Source organism: uncultured Sphingomonas sp., assembly GCF_913776855.1.
Lineage (GTDB): Bacteria > Pseudomonadota > Alphaproteobacteria > Sphingomonadales > Sphingomonadaceae > Sphingomonas.
Map to the genome: position 1 here is coordinate 37,618 of NZ_CAJYQD010000049.1, position 18,247 is coordinate 55,864.

Below are 18,247 nucleotides of genomic sequence, written 5' to 3' on the forward strand. Positions count from 1 at the left end.
TCCACCCCGTGCCGGGGAGGATCACGTCACTCCACCGGCACGCCGGGCGGTGGCGCGGCCAGCTTGCGCAGCGCCGCCGTTCGTTCGCGCTCGACCGCGGCCCGATCGGTGGCCAGCCGCTTGCGCACCGCCAGGTAATGCAACGCCGCCCGGCGATCCTCTTCCCCCGTTAGCGATGCGGGCAGCTGCTGCGCGGCTTCCTCCAGCGCGGCGGGCGTCGGGACCGGGGTGGCGGGCGGCAGACCGGCATGGCCCTGCGACGCGATGTCGTACCAATGTGCGGCAGCCTGTGAAAAGCCGGGCAGGGTTTCGGCCACCGCGTCGAACTGTTCGACCGCCATGGCGTGGCGCACCAGCTCCGCCTCGATCGGGATCAGCGCGCGTTCGGCCAGCAGCATCCGGAGCATCGCGGCGTCCCGGTCGAACCGGCCCCATGCGGCGTGGTTGAACGCGTGCTGGCTGCGCTGCATCGACAATGCGCGCAGCACGTCGGCGCGGTCGGGCTGGCGCCAGATCCACGCGATCCCCTGTACCGCGAACCACCCCCACGCGACCAGCGCGAACCCCGCCAGCGCCAGCAGCAGGGTATGCCAGCCGGGCTGTCCGGCCGCCTCTGCGGCGATGCCGACCACGACGCCGGCCAGCGCTGCCGCCGCCAGCCCCAGTCGCGGGTCGCGATACCATGTCTCGCGCAAAGCAGCCTCTCCCATTCCACCGATAGCCGGTGATCGTAGCACCGATCGGCCGGGGGGCGACACCGGCAATGCGCGGCGGGCGTGCCGCGATGGGAAAGCTTCAGGCGGCCAGTTGCAACCGGTCGCGCCCCTCGGCCTTCGCACCGTACAGCGCCTGATCGGCCGCGCGCAACACCGCCACCGCGCTTGCCATGCCGTCGATGGTCGCGATGCCGGCGCTGACGGTCAGCTCCACGATCGAGCTGCCGCGGCGCAGCTTGGTCGCGGAGAGCGTCGTGCGCAGCCGTTCGCACAGTGCCTGTGCCTGTTCTATGCCGGTACCGGGGAACAGGACGCCGAACTCCTCGCCGCCCAGCCGGGCGACGACATCGCCGTCGCGCATCACGCCGCGCGCGATCCGGGCGAATGCCTGCAACACATGGTCGCCCGCATCATGGCCGTGCCGGTCGTTGACCGCCTTGAAATGGTCGATGTCGAACACCGCCACGCAACCTGCGATGCCGCCCAGCGCCGCGACGTCGATCCGCTGCGCCAGCGCCGCGTCGAACACCCGGCGATTGGCGAGGCCGGTCAACGGGTCGGTCGACGCCGCGCGTGACAATTCGGCCTCCAGCGTCTTTCGATGCGACACGTCGCGGATCATCGATACCGTGCCGGTCACCCGGCCCACATCGTCCTGCACCGCACGGGTATGCGATTCGAACCAGCGCAGCGCACCGCTGGTCACCCGCGCGCGATATTCGACGATCTGCGTACCCTGCACATCGGTCACGGCGTCGCGGTGCGCGACCAGCACCAGGTCGCGGTCCACCGGATGCACCATTTCCAGCGCGCGGCGGCCCTGCAACTGCGCCGGGCTGCGCCCGACGATCTGCTCGATCGAGGGGGAGAGATAGGTGATCCGTCCGCCGGTATCGATGCCCAGCACGATGTCGGTCGAATGATCGGCGAGCAGGCGATAGCGCGCCTCGCTTTCCCGCAACCGCCGGTACAGCGCCTGGCGCCGGCTGAGGTCGGCCGCCACCGGAAAGGTCGTGAGGACGGTACACGCCAGGTAGAATTGCAGGAATTCCATCCGCGACTGCAGGTCGCCGCCGATGAAGGTCGTCGGTCCCATGCCCTGCGCGGTGGCATAGCCGCCGACCAGCGCCAGCACGATCGCCGCCGCCGCCGCTCCCGGCAGTCCCAGGCGGAACGTGGTCAGCATCACCGGCAGCACGGGCAGGAACAGCAGCGGCCGGTCATTCTGTGCGAACACCGCCGCCGTTACCGCCGCCGTCGCGGTCAGCAACACCGCACCCTCGATCCGTTGTTGCCTGCTGGCGCTGCGCCACATCCGCCCGACCGCGCCGGTCAGCATCAGCGACAGCACGGGCGTCATGGTAATCATGCTCAGGCTGTGGCCGACGAACCAGATGCGCCATTGCCGTTCGAACGGCAGGCCGAACCGGACCGCGACGACACTGGCGGCCGCCGTCGCGCCCAGGGCAGGGGCGACGATACCGACCGCAGCGACGAACCGCGCGATCCGGTCGAGCGACCCGAAATAGCCCCGCCGCACCCGCAGCTTGCGGAACAGCCACGCCGCCATCCCGACCTCGCCCACCTTGGCGATCGCCATCGGTACGGCCGACGCCCAACCAAAGCCGAACAGCGACGTCGCCGCCATGCTGCCGATCGCGGCACCGATCAGGATCGACCGCCAGTCGCGGCGGGGCCGGGCGATCAGCACCGCCAGGACGAACGGCGTGGCGGGCGCGATGCTCGACAGGCCGCCCTGGTGATTCGACAGGATCGTGGCCGACGACAGCAGGAAATACAGCAGCGCGGTTACCCATCCGATCCGCTGCCTGGTGATGCCTGTCGCCATGGCGGCTGCATGGGGCAACACCGGTTAACGCCGGGTATAACCGTACGCTAACTAGCTCCAAACTGATCGAATTTGTCGCGCTTACGCTGTCCGAACAGCAATTTTCGTTCAAGGTGATGCCGCAGCGCCGCGTAATATGCCTCGAGGAAGGCGAGGTCATATCCCTCCTCGTGCCGACCCAGTTTCCGGCGGATCGCCGTAGCTACGGCGTACAGGTCGGCACGGTCGTTCCGGCGCAGCACCTCTTCCAGCCGCTGCAACTCGAACGCACCATAGGCATCCAGTTCGGCGGCACTGAACGGCGCGATCCGCGCCTGATCCTGCGCATGGGCGGTCTGGATCAGCAGGTCCTCGCCGAGTTTGCGCACCTCGCGTTCGACGACCCAGGTGCCCGCAATCAGGTCCCCGGCGCGCAGCCGGTCGAGGTTGAACAGTGGCAGGAACAACAGGATCGACGCCCACCCCAGCGCCAGCGTCGCGGTCCATGCGGTCGCCATCCCCTCGGCAAAGGAAAAGGCGAGGAAGAACATCGGCAGGAACACTTCGATCTCGCGCAGCAGGTTGCGCGCCAGCACCGCCGATCCGGTCAGCCGCGCCCCGTCGCGCGACACGACCCGCAGCTTCATCAACCGCTTGCCCGGCGTCGCCGCGCGCTTGCCCGCCTCGAACAGCACGAAATAGAAGTTGCGCAACAGGAAGAAGCCGAGGAGCCACACGACCGCGTATAGCGACGCGGCACCGCGCGGCCCGCCGATGGCAAGCGCCAGGATCAGCAGCGACGCGCCGATCAGCACGCCCAGCATGATGATCGCATCGATCAGGAACGCCCCCGCGCGCGCGCCTGCCGATCCCAGCCTGAGGTTCAGCGGCACCCCTTCGGGTGTGACCAGCTGCCGGTCCAGCGTCCGCTGTGTCCGGGGCCTGCGTGCCTTGCGTTCACGCCGCGCCACGGCGCCCTCCGAAGGTGAAATAGAGCGTCCACAACGCCAGCATCATGGCCCCGACCGCCAGCCGCGCACGGTCGTCGTTGACCAGCTGGCGGGCAAACCCTTCCAGCAGCCCGGCGACCAGCAGCATCAGGATGACGCCGATCATCACCACCGCGCCGCGCCGGCCGGCATCGGCTGCGGCGGCCATGCGGGTGCGTTCGCCGGGAAAGGCGACGGCGCGGCCGATATGCATTCCCGCTGCCGCCGCGATGGCGATCGCGCCGATCTCGGTCGTGCCGTGGATCATCAACCACGCGAACAGGCCCCAGCCAAGGCCGTGCGGAACGAACGCGGCGAACATCGCGCCCGCCATCGCGCCATTCTGCACCGACAGGATGATCGTCGGGATGCCGAACAGGAACCCCAGCGCGAACGCCATGATCGCGACCTGCGAATTATGGGTGAACAGCGACGTCGCGAACACGTGCAGCCCGCCCTGGTCCGGCGGGGAGTATAGCGAGGCGCGCAGCGTCGCCGCACTGGCGTTCATGTCGCGACCACTGGCCAGTTCGGGGGAGATCATCGCCGAATACCAGGCCGGATCGCTGCGGACGAGGTGATAGGCGGCAACCGCGCTCAGGATCAGCAGCGCGGTCGACAGCAGCAATTCGGGGGCGATCGCCCGCACCGTACGCGGCCAACCGGTGGTGAAGAACGTCTTCACTTGCCGCCACCACGGTTCGCGCGCCGAATACAGCGCGAAATAGGCACGGGTCGACAGCGCCTCCAGATACCCGACCAGCGACGCGTCGAGTGAGGTCGCCCGCGCAATCGACAGCGCCGACAGCGTGGCCCGGTACAGCCGCGGCAGGTCGATCAGGTCCTCGTCCGACAGGCGGCGCGGCGACTTTTTTTCCAGCCGGTCGAGCAGTGCCTCCAGCCGCGCCCAGTCGGCTTCGCGCTCGGCCCGGAAATGATGGGTGGCGAAGGTGACGGTCAACGGCCGCGCTCCCGGTGGTTGAGATAGCGTTCGACCAGCGCCAGCGGCATGGCGTCGGCGGTCGTTTCGATCACATCGATCCCCATCCGTCGCAGCCGTTCGACCACGATCGCCCGGTCGCGCAGCAGCAGGTGCGCGACGTTCGCGCGGACCAGATCGTCGGCATGGGCAGGCTCCGTATCGCGCAACCCCTCCAGCTCGACATCGCGGAACAGCACGAACAGCACGCGGTGGCGCTTCAGCATCCGCTGCGCGGCGGCCAGCAGCAGTTCCGCACTGGTCGTGTCGGTGAATTCGGTAAACAGCACCACCAGCGCGCGCCGGTCGAGCTTCTGGTCGAGGGTGACGAGGCCGAGCGTGTAATTGCTCTCCTCCGCGCCATAATCGATGTCGGCGGCGGCATGGTGCAGCCGGGCGAAGCCGCGCGTGCCGCCGCCGATACTGCCGCTGTCGACCTGCGGCCGCGCGCCGAACGAATAGAGCCGCACCCGGTCGCCGGATTTCAGCGCGACGAACGCCGCCAGCAATGCGGACGACACCGCGCGGTCGATGCGCGGAATGTCGCCGACCGGATCGGTCATCGCCCGGCCGGCATCGACCGCGAACACGATCATATTGTCGCGTTCGACATGAAACTCACGCGCCAGCAACGATGCGTGGCGAGCCGATGCCTTCCAGTCGATCGCCCGGCGTTCCATGCCCGGCTGGAAATCGGTCAGCACCTGAAAATCCTGGCCGTCACCATGATCGCGGCGCAGCCGGTTCCCGACGGCCACGCTGTTCAGATATTGCCGCATCCCCTGGTCGCGGACCGGGCGAATGTCGGGCAGCACGGGAATGTCGCGCTCGGCGCGGGCGGTCGCCTGTCGCCATGCCAGCCCCATCGGCCCCGACCGTCGTGCCCAGAGCCGCCGCAGCCGCGCCTTGCCGCGCCGCTCCGCGCGAAAGCGGCCGGGTGCGGTGCGTCCGACAGGGCCGTCGAACGCAGCGGCCACGTCCGGACTGCCGATCGAAAACGTCTCCCCGATGTTCAGCGTTGCGGGCAACCCCTCTGGCATTGCCAGCACCGGCTTCTTCGCCAAGAGCGCATCGGCGACGATCAGCACCAGCACGCCCATGATCCACACCGGCGCCGCGATCCACGCCGCCGGTGCCAGCACGCCCAGCGCCAGCCCGACCGGCGCGGCAAGCGCGGTCAGCTGGATCGCACGGGGGCTGGGGACGATCATCGCGGCGCTTCGACCGATGCGATCAGGCTGGCGACGACATCATCGACCCGCCGCCCGTCAATCTCTGCGCTGGGCGACAGGATCAGCCGGTGCCGAAGGAGGGCGGGGGCCAGCGCCTTCACATCGTCGGGGATCACATAGTCGCGCCCGTCGAGCGCGGCGCCGGCCCGCGATGCTGCCGCCAGTGCCGATGCCGCGCGCGGGCTAGCGCCCGACGACAGGTCGCCATGCTCGCGCGTCGCGCGGATCAGGCGGACGATATAGTCGATCACTTCGTCGACCAGCCGCACCTGCCCGACCGCATCGAGCGCGGCGGCGATGGCGTCCGCATCGGCGACCTGCGCAACGCCCGAATCCTGCGGGGCCGGGGTGCCGGTACGCGTGCCATATTGCGCGACGATCGCGCGTTCGGCGTCGAGGTCGGGCCAGCCGATCGCGATCTTGAACAGGAACCGGTCGAGCTGCGCCTCGGGTAGCGGATACACGCCCTGCTGTTCGATCGGGTTCTGTGTCGCGACCACGGTGAAGCGGTCGGACAGATGCTCGGTCCGACCGTCGATGGTGATGCGGCGTTCCTGCATCGCCTCCAGCAACGCCGCCTGCGTCTTGGGCGGGGTGCGATTGATTTCGTCGGCCAGCAGCAGTTCGCAGAACACCGGCCCCCGCGTCAGCGCGAACTCCGACGTCTGGAAATTGAACAGGTTGGACCCGATGATGTCACCTGGCATCAGGTCCGGCGTGAACTGGATGCGCCCGAAATCGAGGCCGAGCGTCCGCGCGAAACTCTGCGCCAGCAGCGTCTTCGCGGTGCCCGGCGGTCCTTCGAGCAGGACGTGACCGGCCGAGAGCAGCGCGATGGTCAGCAGGCGGACGGCATCCGCCTGTCCCACCACCGCCTTGCTGATCTCCCGGTCGATCGCCGATCCCAGCGACCGTACCTCGTCGAGCGTCATGCGCCTGTTTCCTTCTTCCATGCGGTAAGGTCCTTTGCCGCCGCCAATGCCGCACCCTCGGTACGGGCATCGCGCAGGCGACGGTCGATGTCGGCATAGCCCGGATGCACCCGGTCGAGCCGGTCGGCCGAGGGCGCTTCGCCCGCCAGCAATCGCCGCGACAGCAGCTCCAGCATCATGTCGGCATAGCGTGGACCCACCAGCGGGGTGCGTCCGGCCAGCCGGGTCAGCGCGACGATATTGTCGATCAGCGCACGCTTGCCCGCCGCCACCGCGCGTTTCTCGCGCATCGGCGGGCCGAAGCGGCCGGCGGCGGCGATGCCGGCCAGCACGGCGGCGGCGATCAACGCCAGCGTGACGCCCAGGAACGGCGGCAGGAACAGCAGCTTCACCAGGTTGCGCTCGCCGCGCGTATAATGCAGCGACCGGTCGAACAGCGCGCGACCGTCATGTTCGGGGTCGATCGCGCGCAGCATCGCCAGCGCCGCCTTCGCATTGCGTTCGTCGGCCAATGCGCGGTTGTTGACCAGATCGGGATCGACCAGCACGAACGTATCGCTGGTGCCCACCTGTCCCAGCACCGCCGCCCCATCGCGCGCGCCGATCATCACGGTGATGCTGTCGCCCGCCACCGCATTCAGCGCGCGGTCCGGCAGGGCAAAGGACCGCAGCGCCGGATAATCGTCGGTGACGACACCGACATCGGACCGATCCTCGCGATGCCAGTCGACGTCTGCCGGAACCAGCTTGGCCAGCTTGCCGCTGTCGGCCTCACCGGTGCGCTGCACCCGGCCGCCCTGCAACGGCAGCTTTTCGACCTGCCATTTGGGCAGGATGATAAGCGTCGGATAACGCAGCAGCGGATGCCCTTCCTCCGCAACGAAATCGTCGCCGCCGGACAGCGCCGATGCCATCGCGACGCGTTTGTCGACGATCGCCTTGATATCCTCCGGCCGGGTCGCCTCGGTCGGGGTCAGGATCAGGATCGCGGCGTTTTCGCGTGGATCGACATCGGTGAACTCGGGCGGTTGCATCGCCGTCACCAGCCGCTGGAACGCGTGATAGCCCGCGCCGTCCTTCCGATCCGCCGCCGGTGCATCGCCCGTCGCGCGCGCGATCTCGTCGCCGAACCCCGACATCAGGATCGACGCGAGCAGCAGCAGTGCCCCGCCGACGACCAGGATGACGACCGTCCGCACGGCAAAGGGCGAGGACTGTTTCACCGCGCACCCTTCAGCGCAAAGCCGGCATAGTCAGCCCGCGCCCGCTGCCAGTCGTCCTGCACCAGCGCCCGCCCGCCGAACAGGCTGCGCTCGACCGCCGCGACGATTCCCGAAAACACGCCGCGCGCGCTTTCGGGCAGGGCATCGGCGCGGGCGATGTCGCGGCTGGTATCGGCCGGGCGGACCACGTCGCCGCGCCACGCCATGATGTCGTCGATGCTGCGGAACAGCAGCAGGTGGACCGCTTCGTCATACCGCCCCTGCATGGCGAGCGCGTCGGCATCTTCCAGCAGCGCGCGGGCGCGCCGCTCGGTCGGGACCCATGACGGTGCTTCCTCCACCGCGCGGTTCCGGCCCAGCTTTTCCGCGATCCACTGCCGCAGCGATGGGATCAGCGCGAACAGCAGCGCCGCGACGATGACGATGCCGATCCCCCACAGGATCACGCGCCAGCCGCCACCGACCCACTGCACGAAATTGCCGATGCCGCGCAGCACCGGTTCCAGCCATTCGGGCGGCGGATCGCGCGGCTCCGGCATCTTTTCGGGCAGGTCGAACTGGATCGACGGATCGGCGCGGATCGCCTTCCACGCCGCGTCGACCTTGGCGGAATCGACCGGCGGCACCGACAGCGCGGCCTGACCGATCTTGCCCGCCCCTTGCGCCACCGCCACCTGTCCGTTCCCCTGTCGCCTTGCGTGACGTGGCCATGCTTGGAGCAAATCGCCGATTTACATGCAACGCTTTTCCACCCTAGCTTCCGGAGGAAGGCCGGGGGCGGCCGCAAGGGGGAAGGTGGTATATGGCGGCGTTCGCGATCCTGTTTCTGACGTTGCCGTTGTTGCTGCTGGCGATCGCAATCTTCGGCGCGTGGCTGGAAGGGCGGCGATCGCCCTATTCCTTCGGCATGGGGCGGGTGCTCTCCAACGCCTTTTCCGCGATCGGCGGAGCGCCGCTGGCGCTGCTGGCGGCCAGCGCGCTGCTGAACGCGCCGATCCAGTTGTTGCTGCCCATGCTGCTCCGCAACGGGACCGATGTCACGCGGGTGGAATCGGTAGCGGCATCGATGGCGCCGTTCGGGCTGTTGTGGCTGCTGGTCTATCCGTTCGTCACCCTGTTCATGGCCCGCGTCGCGCTCGACACGCTGGCCGGGCAACCGGTCGACATGGGCGGAGCGCTGCGCATGGCATTGCGGCGGATGCTGCCTGCGCTGGCGGTGGTGATCCTGCTCGGGATCGGTTTGATCGTCGGATTCCTGTTCCTGATCGTGCCGGGCATCTTCCTGATGCTCACCTGGTTCATCGTCATCCCGGTAATGGCTGCAGAGGGGCAGAGGGTCTTCGGATGCTTCGGGCGTAGTGCCCAATTGCTGCGCGGGATGCGGTGGCGGCTGTTGCTGCTGCTCATCATCGTCGGCGTCCTGTGGATGATAGCGAGCGGCGTCGTCCAGGGTGTCGGGCTGGCGCTGTTCGGGAACAGCGGCAATCTGTGGGGGCTGTCGATTCTGCAGGCGCTGGTTTCGACAATAGTGGGCGTGCTGGGGGCGACCGGCACCGCCGCGATCTATCACGAGGCGCGGACGGCGAAGGAAGGGTCGGGCAACCACGACCTCGAAGCCGTCTTCGCCTGAATCAGACATATCAAAGGGGAGTTTCCGCGTGTTCCGAACATTGACGCTTGCGGCGCTGGCCGCCGGGCTGGTCGCCTGTACCGGCGATGGAAAGCCGGTGCGCTCGGCCTCTGCCGACGCGGGTAAGGACAAGGCGCCCGGCGCGGGCGAGGGCTATGACCACGACCCGTTCCCCTCGACCTATCGCGCCTATCCGGGACGGCCGACGCTGGTCACCAACGTCACCATCCTCGACGGTGAGGGCGGGCGGATCGATCGCGGATCGGTGCTGTTCCGGGACGGCAAGATCGTCGACGTGGGGCAGTCGATCGCGGCGACGGACGGCGTGACGGTGATCGACGGACAGGGGAAATGGGTGACGCCTGGCGTCATCGACGTCCACAGCCATCTGGGCGACTATCCCAGCCCCGGCGTGGAGGCGAACAGCGACGGCAACGAGATGACCGGCCCGGTCACCGCCGAGGTCTGGGCCGAACACAGCGTCTGGCCGCAGGACCCCGGCTTCGCCCGCGCGCTGACCAATGGCGGCGTCACCACGCTCCAGATCCTGCCCGGCTCGGCGAACCTGATGGGCGGCCGCTCGGTCACGCTCAAAAACGTCTATGGCCGCACGATGCAGGCGATGAAGTTCCCGCAAGCGCCGTACGGCCTGAAGATGGCGTGCGGTGAGAACCCGAAGCGTGTCTATGGGTCGAAGGGGCGGATGCCCTCGACCCGCATGGGCAACATCGCCGTCGACCGCGCGACCTGGCTCAAGGCGCGCGAATATGACCGCAAGTGGGACAAGTACGAAACGGAAGGCGGCGAAGCACCGGCCCGCGACCTGGCGATGGACACGCTGCGCGGCGTGCTGGACGGCGAGATCCTCGTCCACAACCATTGCTACCGCGCCGACGAAATGGCCATCGTCATGGATATGGCGCAGGAGATGGGGTACAAGGTCACCGCCTTCCACCACGCCGTCGAAAGCTACAAGATCGCCGACCTGTTGAAGGCGCGCGGCGTCTGTTCGGCGGTGTGGGCCGACTGGTACGGCTTCAAGATGGAAAGCTACGATGCGATCGGCGAGAATCTTGCGATCCTCGACCAGCAGGGCGCCTGCGCGATGATCCATTCGGACAGCGAGAACGGCATCCAGCGGCTGAACCAGGAAGTGGCGAAGGTCATCGCCTCCGCGCGCCGCGCGGGCATCACCGTGACGCCCGAACATGCGTGGACGTGGCTGGCGATCAATCCGGCGCGCGCGCTCGGCATCGACAAGGTTACCGGCTCGCTGAAGGCCGGCAAGATGGCCGATGTCGTGCTGTGGAACGGCGATCCGTTCAGCGTCTATACCCGCCCGCAGATGGTGTGGGTCGACGGCGCGCTGCTCTACGACGCGAACAATCCGAAACTGCGACCGGTGTCCGATTTCGAACTCGGCCAGCCCGGCGAAGGGGATGTGAAGTGAAGCGCCTGTTCCTCGCCGCCCTGCTCGGCAGCGCCATCGCCGTCACGCCCGCCACCGCGCAGGACGTGACCATCACCAATGCCCGGCTGGTGCTGGGCGACGGATCGGCCCCGATCGAGGGCGGCACCGTCGTCGTGCGCGGCGGACGCGTCGTCAGCGCCGGGCGTGGTGGCGCTTCGGCGGGCGGTCGCACCATCGACGCCGGCGGGCGCTATGTCACGCCGGGCCTCGTCGCGGGCTTCACCCGGCTGGGCATTGTCGAGGTCGACGGCGTGTCGCCGACCAATGATGCCTCGGCGCGCGAGAGCGTGTTCAACGCCGGTCTCGACATCGCCCCGGCGGTCAATCCGCGCGCCACGCCGATCGCGATCAACCGCACCGACGGCATCACCCGCGCGATCGTCGCACCCGACAATGGCGGATCGATCTTCGCCGGCCAGGGCGCGGTGATCGACCTCGGCAACGACATGGACGCGGTAACTAAGGGTCAGGCGTTCCAGTTCATGGAATGGGGCGAAGCCGGTGCGCGCGCGGCGGGAGGCAGCCGCCCGGCGGCGATGGCCATGTTCCGCAACGCGTTGTTCGAGGCGCAGGCCTATGGCCGCAATCCGGCCAGCTTCGCCGATCGCGGCAAGGAAGCGCTGCTGACTCGGACCGACGCACAGGCGCTGCAGAAGGTGCTGACCGGACAGGTGCCGCTGCTGATCCATGTCGAGCGCGCCTCCGACATCCTCGGCGTCCTTGCCCTGAAGCGCGAGTTCACGGGGCTGAAGCTGGTGCTGGTCGGCGCCAGCGAAGGCTGGACCATCGCCGCGCAGATCGCGGCGGCGAACGTGCCCGTCCTCGCCAGCGCCTTGTCCGACCTGCCCGCCAGCTTCGAACAACTGGCCGCCACCCAGTCGAATATCGGCCGGATGAAGGCCGCCGGGGTCGTCGTCGGCATCGGGATGATCGGCGACGATGAAGCACGCCAAGCGCGGCTGGTGCGGCAATATGCCGGCAACCTCGTCGCCTTGTCGAAGGTGCCGGGCGCCTCCGGCCTCGACTGGAACGCCGCCTTCGCCACGATCAGCTCGCTGCCCGCGCGCACGATCGGCATGGAGGGGGAAATCGGCTCGCTCGCCCCCGGCCGGCGCGGCGACGTGGTGATCTGGGACGGCGATCCGCTGGAGATCGGCTCGGCCCCGACGCAGCTGTTCATCGATGGCGTCGAACAGCCGCTGACCAACCGTCAGACCCGCCTCCGCGACCGCTACCTCAACCCCGCCGAACAGGGGCTGCCCAAGGCGTATCAGCGATAAGGATGATGGAACCCGCAGGTGCGATCGCGCTTTGTCCGATACGGACATTCGCCGCGCCTGCGGCTTCGATGGGGAGAACAACATGCGTGCGTTGCTGGTGATGCTGGGCGGATCGCTGATGCTGGCGGCCTGTGGGCCGAGTGCGGAACAGCAGGCCGCCGCCAATCAGGCCGCCGCCGCCAATGCGCAGGAAGCGCAGGAAACCGCGACCAAGGTCGACGCCCTGTCGCCCGGCCAGCGCGACGGTGTGTTCATCCGCGCGATCCGCGATGCCGGCTTGCCCTGCCAGGGCGTCACCAAGTCGGAAAAGGGGGAGAAGCCCGGCAGCTGGGTCGCCACCTGCCAGGAAGGGTCGCGCCACATCATCACCTTCGGCGCGAACGGGATGGCGAACGTGACCAGCTTTACGCCGCAGCCGCCGGCGCAGCGGTAATAGCGATCACTTCCCAATGAACGTCGCCCCAGCGCAGGCTGGGGTCTCCCGCGGCGAGGCGCGCGCTCGATAACAGGGAGATCCCAGCCTGCGCTGGGATGACGTTCGTGGCAAAGAGGGGGCCGCCCCTAACGCGGCTCGAACACCGACCATCCGGTCCGCTGCACCAGCCGCTCCAGCGCGACCGTTCCCAGCTGCGAATTTCCCCGCTCGTTCAATCCCGGCGACCATACCGCGATCGACGCGATGCCCGGCGCGATCGCCAGGATTCCGCCGCCGACCCCGCTCTTGCCCGGCAGGCCGACCCGGAAGGCGAACTCGCCCGACCCGTCATAATGGCCGCAGGTCAGCATCAGCGCGTTGATCCGGCGCGCCCGTTGCGCCGACACGACGTTGCGCCCGGTCGTCGGATTGACCCCGCCCGCCGCCAGATACCGCCCGGCCAGCGCCAGCTGCCGACAGCTCATCGCCAGCGCGCATTGATGGAAATAGACGCCCAGCGTGACGTGCGGATCATGGTGGAGATTGCCGAACGCACGCATGTAGCTGGCCAGCGCGAGGTTGCGGAACCCCGTATCCTGCTCCGCCTTCGCTACCGCCTCGTCGATGAAGATGCCATCCTCGCCCGCCGCGGCGCGCACGAAGCGCAACAGCTCGCCCAGTGCCTCGCGCGGTTCGTAGCGGCCGAGCAGGATGTCGGCGACCACGATCGCACCGGCATTGATGAACGGATTGCGCGGGATGCCGTGTTCGCTCTCCAGTTGCACGATCGAATTGAACGCGCTGCCCGACGGCTCGCGCCCGACCCGCTTCCACAATTGATCGCCCACCGCGCCCAGCGCCAGCGTCAGCGCGAACACTTTCGACACCGACTGGATCGAAAAGCTTTCCTCGGCATCCCCCGCCAGATGGCAGGTCCCGTCCGCCTCGATCACCGCCATCCCGAACCGGTTCGGATCGACGGCGGCCAAGGGCGGGATATAGTCGGCCGGCGTGCCCCGATCGGGCGCATCGGCCATCTCCGCGGCGATGTCGGCAACGATCGCGGACAGGTCCATGGGGGTCAGGCGATCGCGTCGACAAACGCGCGCGGCACACGCAGCACCGTGCCGTGGCGGGCTTCCTTGGGGAACTTCACACGCGCCGTCTCGTCCCGCCACGTCACGAAGTCGGTCGTCGACGCCGCACCGAAATGGCCCTGTTCGTACACGTCGTAATAGACGACCGCCCGGCCATCGATCCACACCGCGCTCGGCCCCTCGGTCATAGTCGGGCTGAACGGCTTGCTCGCCGGGCCGAACGGGCCGGTCGGCGACGCCGCCGAACTGCTCACCACCCAGCGCCGCTGTTCGACGTCGTGCGTCTCATCCTTGTAGATCATGCGATACCCGCCTTGCGGCAGCTTCAGCAGCGTGAAGTCGATCGAATCGAACCCTGGATCGAACAGCAACTTCGTCGGCGTGAAGGTACGGAAATCACGGGTGCGGGTGTAATAGGGGCGCAGCTTCAGTCCGTCGAACCGCTCGCCCGGCGTCGCGCCGTACCTGCCGTCGATGCTGCTCGACCAGAAGATGATGAAATCACGGCGCTGTGGATCATAGACGGTCTCGGGCGCCCAGCTGTTGCGGACGCCCTTGAACGCGGTCATCACCGGGATCGTCTGCTGCGGCGACCACTTCATCAGGTCGCGTGACGTCGCATGGCCGATGACCGGCCCGAACCAGTCGCTGGTCCACACCAGATGCCACAGGCCATCGGGCGCGCGGCACAGATGCGGGTCACGCATCAGCTTGTCCCGGCCGACCTCGGGCGTCAGGAACCCGCGCCCGCCGCCCAATGGCGTGAAGACGAACCCGTCGTCGCTCCGCGCCAGCTTCAGCCCCGCGCGCCCCTCGTCCTTGTCGGTGAAGTAGCTCAGCAGGAACACATCGTCCCCGCGCGGCGCGGCAAGGGCGGGCAGGGCGGCCGCGCCGATCGTCGCACCGGCGGCTGCCAGCAAGTTCCGCCGCGTCAATCCGTGCATCGCGCCTCTCCCGTTCGTTCGCATCGTCGCTATCGTGCGCGGACCGCTTTGCAAAGCCGTCGTCACGACGACGCGTCCGAAATCCGGCGCGCGGTTTCCATCGCGGCGTGGACATGGCACGACGGGTTCGGGACAACGGGCCGGGGGAACAGATGCAGGAACCGATCAGCCAGCGGACGCCGCCGACATTGCTGTTGCGCGGCACCTTCAGCCAGAAGCTGCGCATCTACCTGTTCTGCTATTGCACGGCCGTCATCGCCGCGACGGTGGTCGGTATCCTCGTCCTGCCGATCTGGCTGGTGATCGGGCCGTATTGGGTGAAGCGCTATCATGCGGCGCTGCGCTGCGAGGTGACCGATCGCAACGTGGTGATCGGCAAGGGGCTGTTGTTCCGCCGCGAACTCACCATCCCGCTCGACAAGATTCAGGACATCTCGATCCGCGAAGGGCCGTTGCTGTCGGCGTTCGGACTGCTCCAGCTGCGTATCGAAACCGCCGGCCAATCGAGTTCGACCGGCAGCAAATCGGACGCGGACCTCGTCGGCCTGCTCGACGCCCGCGCGTTGCGCGACCGCATCCTCGATCAACGCGACGCGCTTGCCGTGCCCGCTGCCGTACCGGTCGACAGCGACCGGCAGGTCATGGTCGACATGCGCGACGCGCTGCTCCGGATCGAGGCGCTGCTGGCGGCGCGCTGATCCGCTCAGGCCAGCCCCTTCAACCGGTACAGCGCGTCCATCGCCTCGCGCGGCGACATCGCATCGACGTCCAGCGCGGCGAGGGCGTCGCGCAAGCCGTCGACCGGCGCTTCCTCGACCGGGGCCATCGCCGCGAAAAGCGGCAGGTCGTCCAGCCCCGCCGCGATGCCGCCGGTCTTCGCCTTACCCGCCTCCAGCTTCGCCAGCACCGCCTTGGCGCGTTGCAGCGTCGCCGGCGGCAGGCCGGCCAGTCGCGCGACGGCAATACCATAGCTGCGATCCGCTGGCCCCTCCGCCAGTTCGTGCAGCAGGACCAGATCGCCCTTCCATTCGCGCGCGCGGACATGGTGCAGCGACAGCGCGTCGCAGCGTTCCGCCAGCCGGGTCAGCTCGTGATAATGGGTCGCGAACAGGCAGCGGCAGCGATTATCCTCATGGATCGCCTCGACCACCGCCCACGCGATCGCCAGCCCGTCATAGGTCGACGTGCCGCGGCCCACTTCGTCGAGGATCACGAACGACCGCGCCGTCGCCTGCGCCAGAATGGCGGCGGTCTCGACCATCTCGACCATGAAGGTCGACCGCCCGCGTGCGAGGTTGTCCGACGCGCCGACCCTGCTGAACAGCCGGTCGACCAGTCCCAGCGTGGCGGAGGTCGCCGGCACGAAACTGCCCGCCTGCGCCAGCACGACGATCAGCGCATTCTGCCGCAGGAAGGTCGACTTGCCGCCCATGTTCGGACCCGTCACCAGCCACAGCCGCGAGCTTTCCGACAGGCGACAGTCATTGGCGACGAACCGCCCGCCCGACTTCGCCACCGCGCTTTCGACCACTGGATGTCGCCCGCCGACGATCTCCAGACAGGCGTGATCGACCAGCGCCGGCCGTGCCCAGCCGCCCTCCGCCGCGCGTTCGGCCAGCGCCGCCGTCACGTCGATCCGCGCCAGCGCGTCCGCCGTGGCGGCGACGCTCTCCCGCTTGGCCAGCGCGGCTTCGGTAAACGCCTCCAGATGCGCCGCCTCCGCTGCCAGTGCGTGGGCGCCTGCCTGCGTAACCTTCAGCGCCGCCTCGTGCAGGTCGGGCGCGTTGAAGCGGACCACCCCGGCCAGCGTCTGGCGGTGGGTAAAGCCGCTGTCGGCCGCCATCAGCTTGTCCGCCGCGCGGGCCGGGACTTCGACATGATAGCCCAGCACGCCGTTATGGCGGATCTTCAGCGCCGAAATGCCCGTGCGCTCACGATACTGGGCCTCCAGCGCGGCGATCGCCCGCCGCCCGCCGGCCCCCGTATCGCGCAGCGCGTCGAGGGCCGCATCGAACCCTTCCGTCACGAACCCGCCCGCCGCCGCATCGATCGGCGGCATCGGGACGAGGCCCCGCGTCAACAGGTCGATCAGCTCGCCATGCCCGCGCAGCCGCGGCGCGAGTTCGGCGATCAGCGGCGGCACGGCGGGTAATTTGTCCAGCCGTTGCCCCAGCGTCCAAGCCGCGCTCAAGCCGTCGCGCAACTGTCCCAGATCGCGCGGGGAGCCACGCCCCGCCGCGATCCGCCCCAGCGCGCGGCCGATGTCGGGCAGGGCGCGCAGCGTGGTGCGCAGTTCGTCGCGCAGCCCGGGATCGTCATGCGCCCAGGCGACCGCCGCCAGCCGACCCTCGATACCGCTACGGTCCATCAGCGGCGCGGCAATGTCGCTCGCCAGCAACCGCGCACCGGCACCCGTCACCGTCCGGTCGACCTCGGCCAACAGGCTGCCGGCGCGCGCACCGGCGGCGGTGCGGGTCAGCTCCAGGCTTTCGCGCGTCGCCGCGTCGATCGCCATGCACTGGCCATCGGCGGCGCAGACCGGCGGGCGCAGGAACGGCAACTGCCCCCGCGCGGTATGGTCGAGATAGGCGATGAGGCCCCCCGCCGCCGCCAGCGCCGCACGCGAAAACTGCCCGAAGCCGTCGAGCGTGGCGACCCCGTGCAGCGTCTTCAGCCGCGCCTCGCCGCCCGCGCTGTCGAAATCTGCCTTGGCGCGCAGCAAGGTTGCGACCTCCGCGAAGGCCGACGTCTCCGCTGCGACCACCTCGACCGCCTGCAACCGGGCGAGCGCGGCGGTCAGCCCGGCGGCATCGGTCTCGATCACTTCGAACCTGCCCGTGGACACGTCGGCGGCGGCGATGGCGACCCCGCCCGCCGCCTCGCCGATGCACGCGCACCAGTTCGCCGCCCGCGCGTCGAGCAACGCCTCCTCGGTCAGCGTGCCCGCCGTCACGACCCGGACGATGGCGCGCGCCACCAGCGCCTTCGACCCCCGCGCGCGCTTCGCCTCCTCGGGGCTTTCGACCTGTTCGGCGATGGCGACGCGGTGCCCCGCCTTGATCAGCCGTGCCAGATAGCCCTCGGCCGAATGCACCGGCACGCCGCACATCGGGATCTTCGCCCCCTCATGTTCCCCCCGCGCGGTCAGCGCGATGTCGAGGCACGCCGCGGCGATCTTCGCATCGTCATGGAACAGCTCGAAGAAATCGCCCATGCGGTAGAACAGCAGGCAGTCGTCGGCCTCCGCCTTCAACGCCAGATATTGCTGCATCATCGGGGTGGGGGCGGGGGAATCGGACCCCTGAGCCTTGGTTGCCATCGCCGGGCGATACTGTCGCGGGGTGCCCGCACGCAAGCATATCAAACCGCCGTCGGCCGGACCTTCACCCTTGCCCGATCCGCCTTCCCCTGCGTAAAGCCCATGGAAACGGGAGAGCGCCAGTGTCCGAAACCACCGACCAATTTTCCGAGCGCGAGGCGCTGCTGTTCCATTCCGAAGGGCGTCCGGGCA

At 68.7% G+C, this 18,247-nt stretch carries 16 protein-coding genes; 5 read left to right on the plus strand and 11 right to left on the minus strand.

Going from position 1 to position 18,247, the window contains the following annotated elements:
- Positions 1 to 26 precede the first annotated feature (26 nt).
- From QZ755_RS15295 to QZ755_RS15330, 8 genes are all read right to left on the minus strand, one after another.
- Positions 27 to 710, minus strand: a complete 684-nt coding sequence (locus QZ755_RS15295) for a hypothetical protein (protein WP_294324549.1) — start codon at positions 708 to 710, stop codon at positions 27 to 29.
- Positions 711 to 795: 85 nt separating this feature from the next.
- Positions 796 to 2,565, minus strand: a complete 1,770-nt coding sequence (locus QZ755_RS15300) for a diguanylate cyclase (protein WP_294324551.1) — start codon at positions 2,563 to 2,565, stop codon at positions 796 to 798.
- 47 nt (positions 2,566 to 2,612) lie between these two features.
- Entirely contained in the window at positions 2,613 to 3,515 is a 903-nt protein-coding gene (locus tag QZ755_RS15305; RefSeq protein ID WP_294324552.1) for an RDD family protein, read from the minus strand.
- A complete protein-coding gene (locus tag QZ755_RS15310; RefSeq protein WP_294324554.1) occupies positions 3,502 to 4,494 on the minus strand; it encodes a stage II sporulation protein M in 993 nt (330 codons plus the stop codon). The genes QZ755_RS15305 and QZ755_RS15310 overlap by 14 nt, the downstream gene beginning before the upstream one ends.
- Complete coding sequence (locus QZ755_RS15315; RefSeq protein WP_294324556.1) at positions 4,491 to 5,723, minus strand: DUF58 domain-containing protein; 1,233 nt, start codon at positions 5,721 to 5,723, stop codon at positions 4,491 to 4,493. Before QZ755_RS15315 ends, QZ755_RS15310 begins: the two co-directional genes overlap by 4 nt.
- The gene (locus tag QZ755_RS15320; protein ID WP_294324558.1) at positions 5,720 to 6,676 is read right to left on the minus strand and encodes a MoxR family ATPase; all 957 of its coding nucleotides are present in this window, start codon (positions 6,674 to 6,676) and stop codon (positions 5,720 to 5,722) included. Before QZ755_RS15320 ends, QZ755_RS15315 begins: the two co-directional genes overlap by 4 nt.
- Positions 6,673 to 7,899 carry a hypothetical protein gene (locus tag QZ755_RS15325; protein ID WP_294324560.1) on the minus strand — a complete coding sequence of 409 codons (1,227 nt, stop codon included), beginning with the start codon at positions 7,897 to 7,899 and terminating at the stop codon, positions 6,673 to 6,675. Before QZ755_RS15325 ends, QZ755_RS15320 begins: the two co-directional genes overlap by 4 nt.
- On the minus strand, positions 7,896 to 8,573 hold the full coding sequence (locus QZ755_RS15330; RefSeq protein WP_294324562.1) for a DUF4129 domain-containing protein: 678 nt from the start codon (positions 8,571 to 8,573) through the stop codon (positions 7,896 to 7,898). Before QZ755_RS15330 ends, QZ755_RS15325 begins: the two co-directional genes overlap by 4 nt.
- Positions 8,574 to 8,701: 128 nt before the next feature.
- On the opposite strand from QZ755_RS15330, the gene QZ755_RS15335 reads away from it, so the two are divergent.
- From QZ755_RS15335 to QZ755_RS15350, 4 genes are all read left to right on the plus strand, one after another.
- Positions 8,702 to 9,529, plus strand: a complete 828-nt coding sequence (locus tag QZ755_RS15335) for a hypothetical protein (protein ID WP_294324564.1) — start codon at positions 8,702 to 8,704, stop codon at positions 9,527 to 9,529.
- A 28-nt stretch (positions 9,530 to 9,557) separates the two neighbouring features.
- Positions 9,558 to 10,979, plus strand: coding sequence for an amidohydrolase (locus QZ755_RS15340; RefSeq protein WP_294324566.1), 1,422 nt, complete (start codon positions 9,558 to 9,560; stop codon positions 10,977 to 10,979).
- On the plus strand, positions 10,976 to 12,280 hold the full coding sequence (locus QZ755_RS15345) for an amidohydrolase family protein (RefSeq protein ID WP_294324567.1): 1,305 nt from the start codon (positions 10,976 to 10,978) through the stop codon (positions 12,278 to 12,280). Before QZ755_RS15340 ends, QZ755_RS15345 begins: the two co-directional genes overlap by 4 nt.
- An 82-nt stretch (positions 12,281 to 12,362) precedes the next feature.
- Positions 12,363 to 12,713, plus strand: a complete 351-nt coding sequence (locus tag QZ755_RS15350) for a hypothetical protein (protein ID WP_294324568.1) — start codon at positions 12,363 to 12,365, stop codon at positions 12,711 to 12,713.
- A gap of 128 nt (positions 12,714 to 12,841) precedes the next feature.
- Here QZ755_RS15350 and QZ755_RS15355 read toward each other — a convergent pair whose 3' ends face one another.
- Positions 12,842 to 13,771, minus strand: a complete 930-nt coding sequence (locus tag QZ755_RS15355; protein WP_294324569.1) for a glutaminase — start codon at positions 13,769 to 13,771, stop codon at positions 12,842 to 12,844.
- A 5-nt stretch (positions 13,772 to 13,776) separates the two neighbouring features.
- The gene (locus QZ755_RS15360; RefSeq protein ID WP_294324570.1) at positions 13,777 to 14,736 is read right to left on the minus strand and encodes a glycoside hydrolase family 43 protein; all 960 of its coding nucleotides are present in this window, start codon (positions 14,734 to 14,736) and stop codon (positions 13,777 to 13,779) included.
- Between the two features lie 113 nt (positions 14,737 to 14,849).
- Here QZ755_RS15360 and QZ755_RS15365 point away from each other — a divergent pair, with 113 nt between their 5' ends.
- Entirely contained in the window at positions 14,850 to 15,434 is a 585-nt protein-coding gene (locus QZ755_RS15365) for a PH domain-containing protein (protein WP_294324572.1), read from the plus strand.
- 5 nt (positions 15,435 to 15,439) lie between these two features.
- Here the strand turns inward: QZ755_RS15365 and mutS are convergent, their stop codons facing one another.
- Positions 15,440 to 18,010 carry a DNA mismatch repair protein MutS gene (mutS, locus tag QZ755_RS15370; protein WP_294324577.1) on the minus strand — a complete coding sequence of 857 codons (2,571 nt, stop codon included), beginning with the start codon at positions 18,008 to 18,010 and terminating at the stop codon, positions 15,440 to 15,442.
- Positions 18,011 to 18,247 lie beyond the last annotated feature (237 nt).

What these genes read in the sequence shown, in the direction of transcription:
- QZ755_RS15295 (WP_294324549.1), bottom strand. Translation starts at nt 710, where the DNA reads ATGGGAGAGGCTGCTTTGCGCGAGACATGGTATCGCGACCCGCGACTG.
- QZ755_RS15300 (WP_294324551.1), bottom strand. Translation starts at nt 2,565, where the DNA reads ATGGCGACAGGCATCACCAGGCAGCGGATCGGATGGGTAACCGCGCTG.
- QZ755_RS15315 (WP_294324556.1), bottom strand. Translation starts at nt 5,723, where the DNA reads ATGATCGTCCCCAGCCCCCGTGCGATCCAGCTGACCGCGCTTGCCGCG.
- QZ755_RS15320 (WP_294324558.1), bottom strand. Translation starts at nt 6,676, where the DNA reads ATGACGCTCGACGAGGTACGGTCGCTGGGATCGGCGATCGACCGGGAG.
- QZ755_RS15335 (WP_294324564.1), top strand. Translation starts at nt 8,702, where the DNA reads ATGGCGGCGTTCGCGATCCTGTTTCTGACGTTGCCGTTGTTGCTGCTG.
- QZ755_RS15350 (WP_294324568.1), top strand. Translation starts at nt 12,363, where the DNA reads ATGCGTGCGTTGCTGGTGATGCTGGGCGGATCGCTGATGCTGGCGGCC.
- QZ755_RS15355 (WP_294324569.1), bottom strand. Translation starts at nt 13,771, where the DNA reads ATGGACCTGTCCGCGATCGTTGCCGACATCGCCGCGGAGATGGCCGAT.
- QZ755_RS15360 (WP_294324570.1), bottom strand. Translation starts at nt 14,736, where the DNA reads ATGCACGGATTGACGCGGCGGAACTTGCTGGCAGCCGCCGGTGCGACG.
- QZ755_RS15365 (WP_294324572.1), top strand. Translation starts at nt 14,850, where the DNA reads ATGGCACGACGGGTTCGGGACAACGGGCCGGGGGAACAGATGCAGGAA.
- mutS (WP_294324577.1), bottom strand. Translation starts at nt 18,010, where the DNA reads ATGATGCAGCAATATCTGGCGTTGAAGGCGGAGGCCGACGACTGCCTG.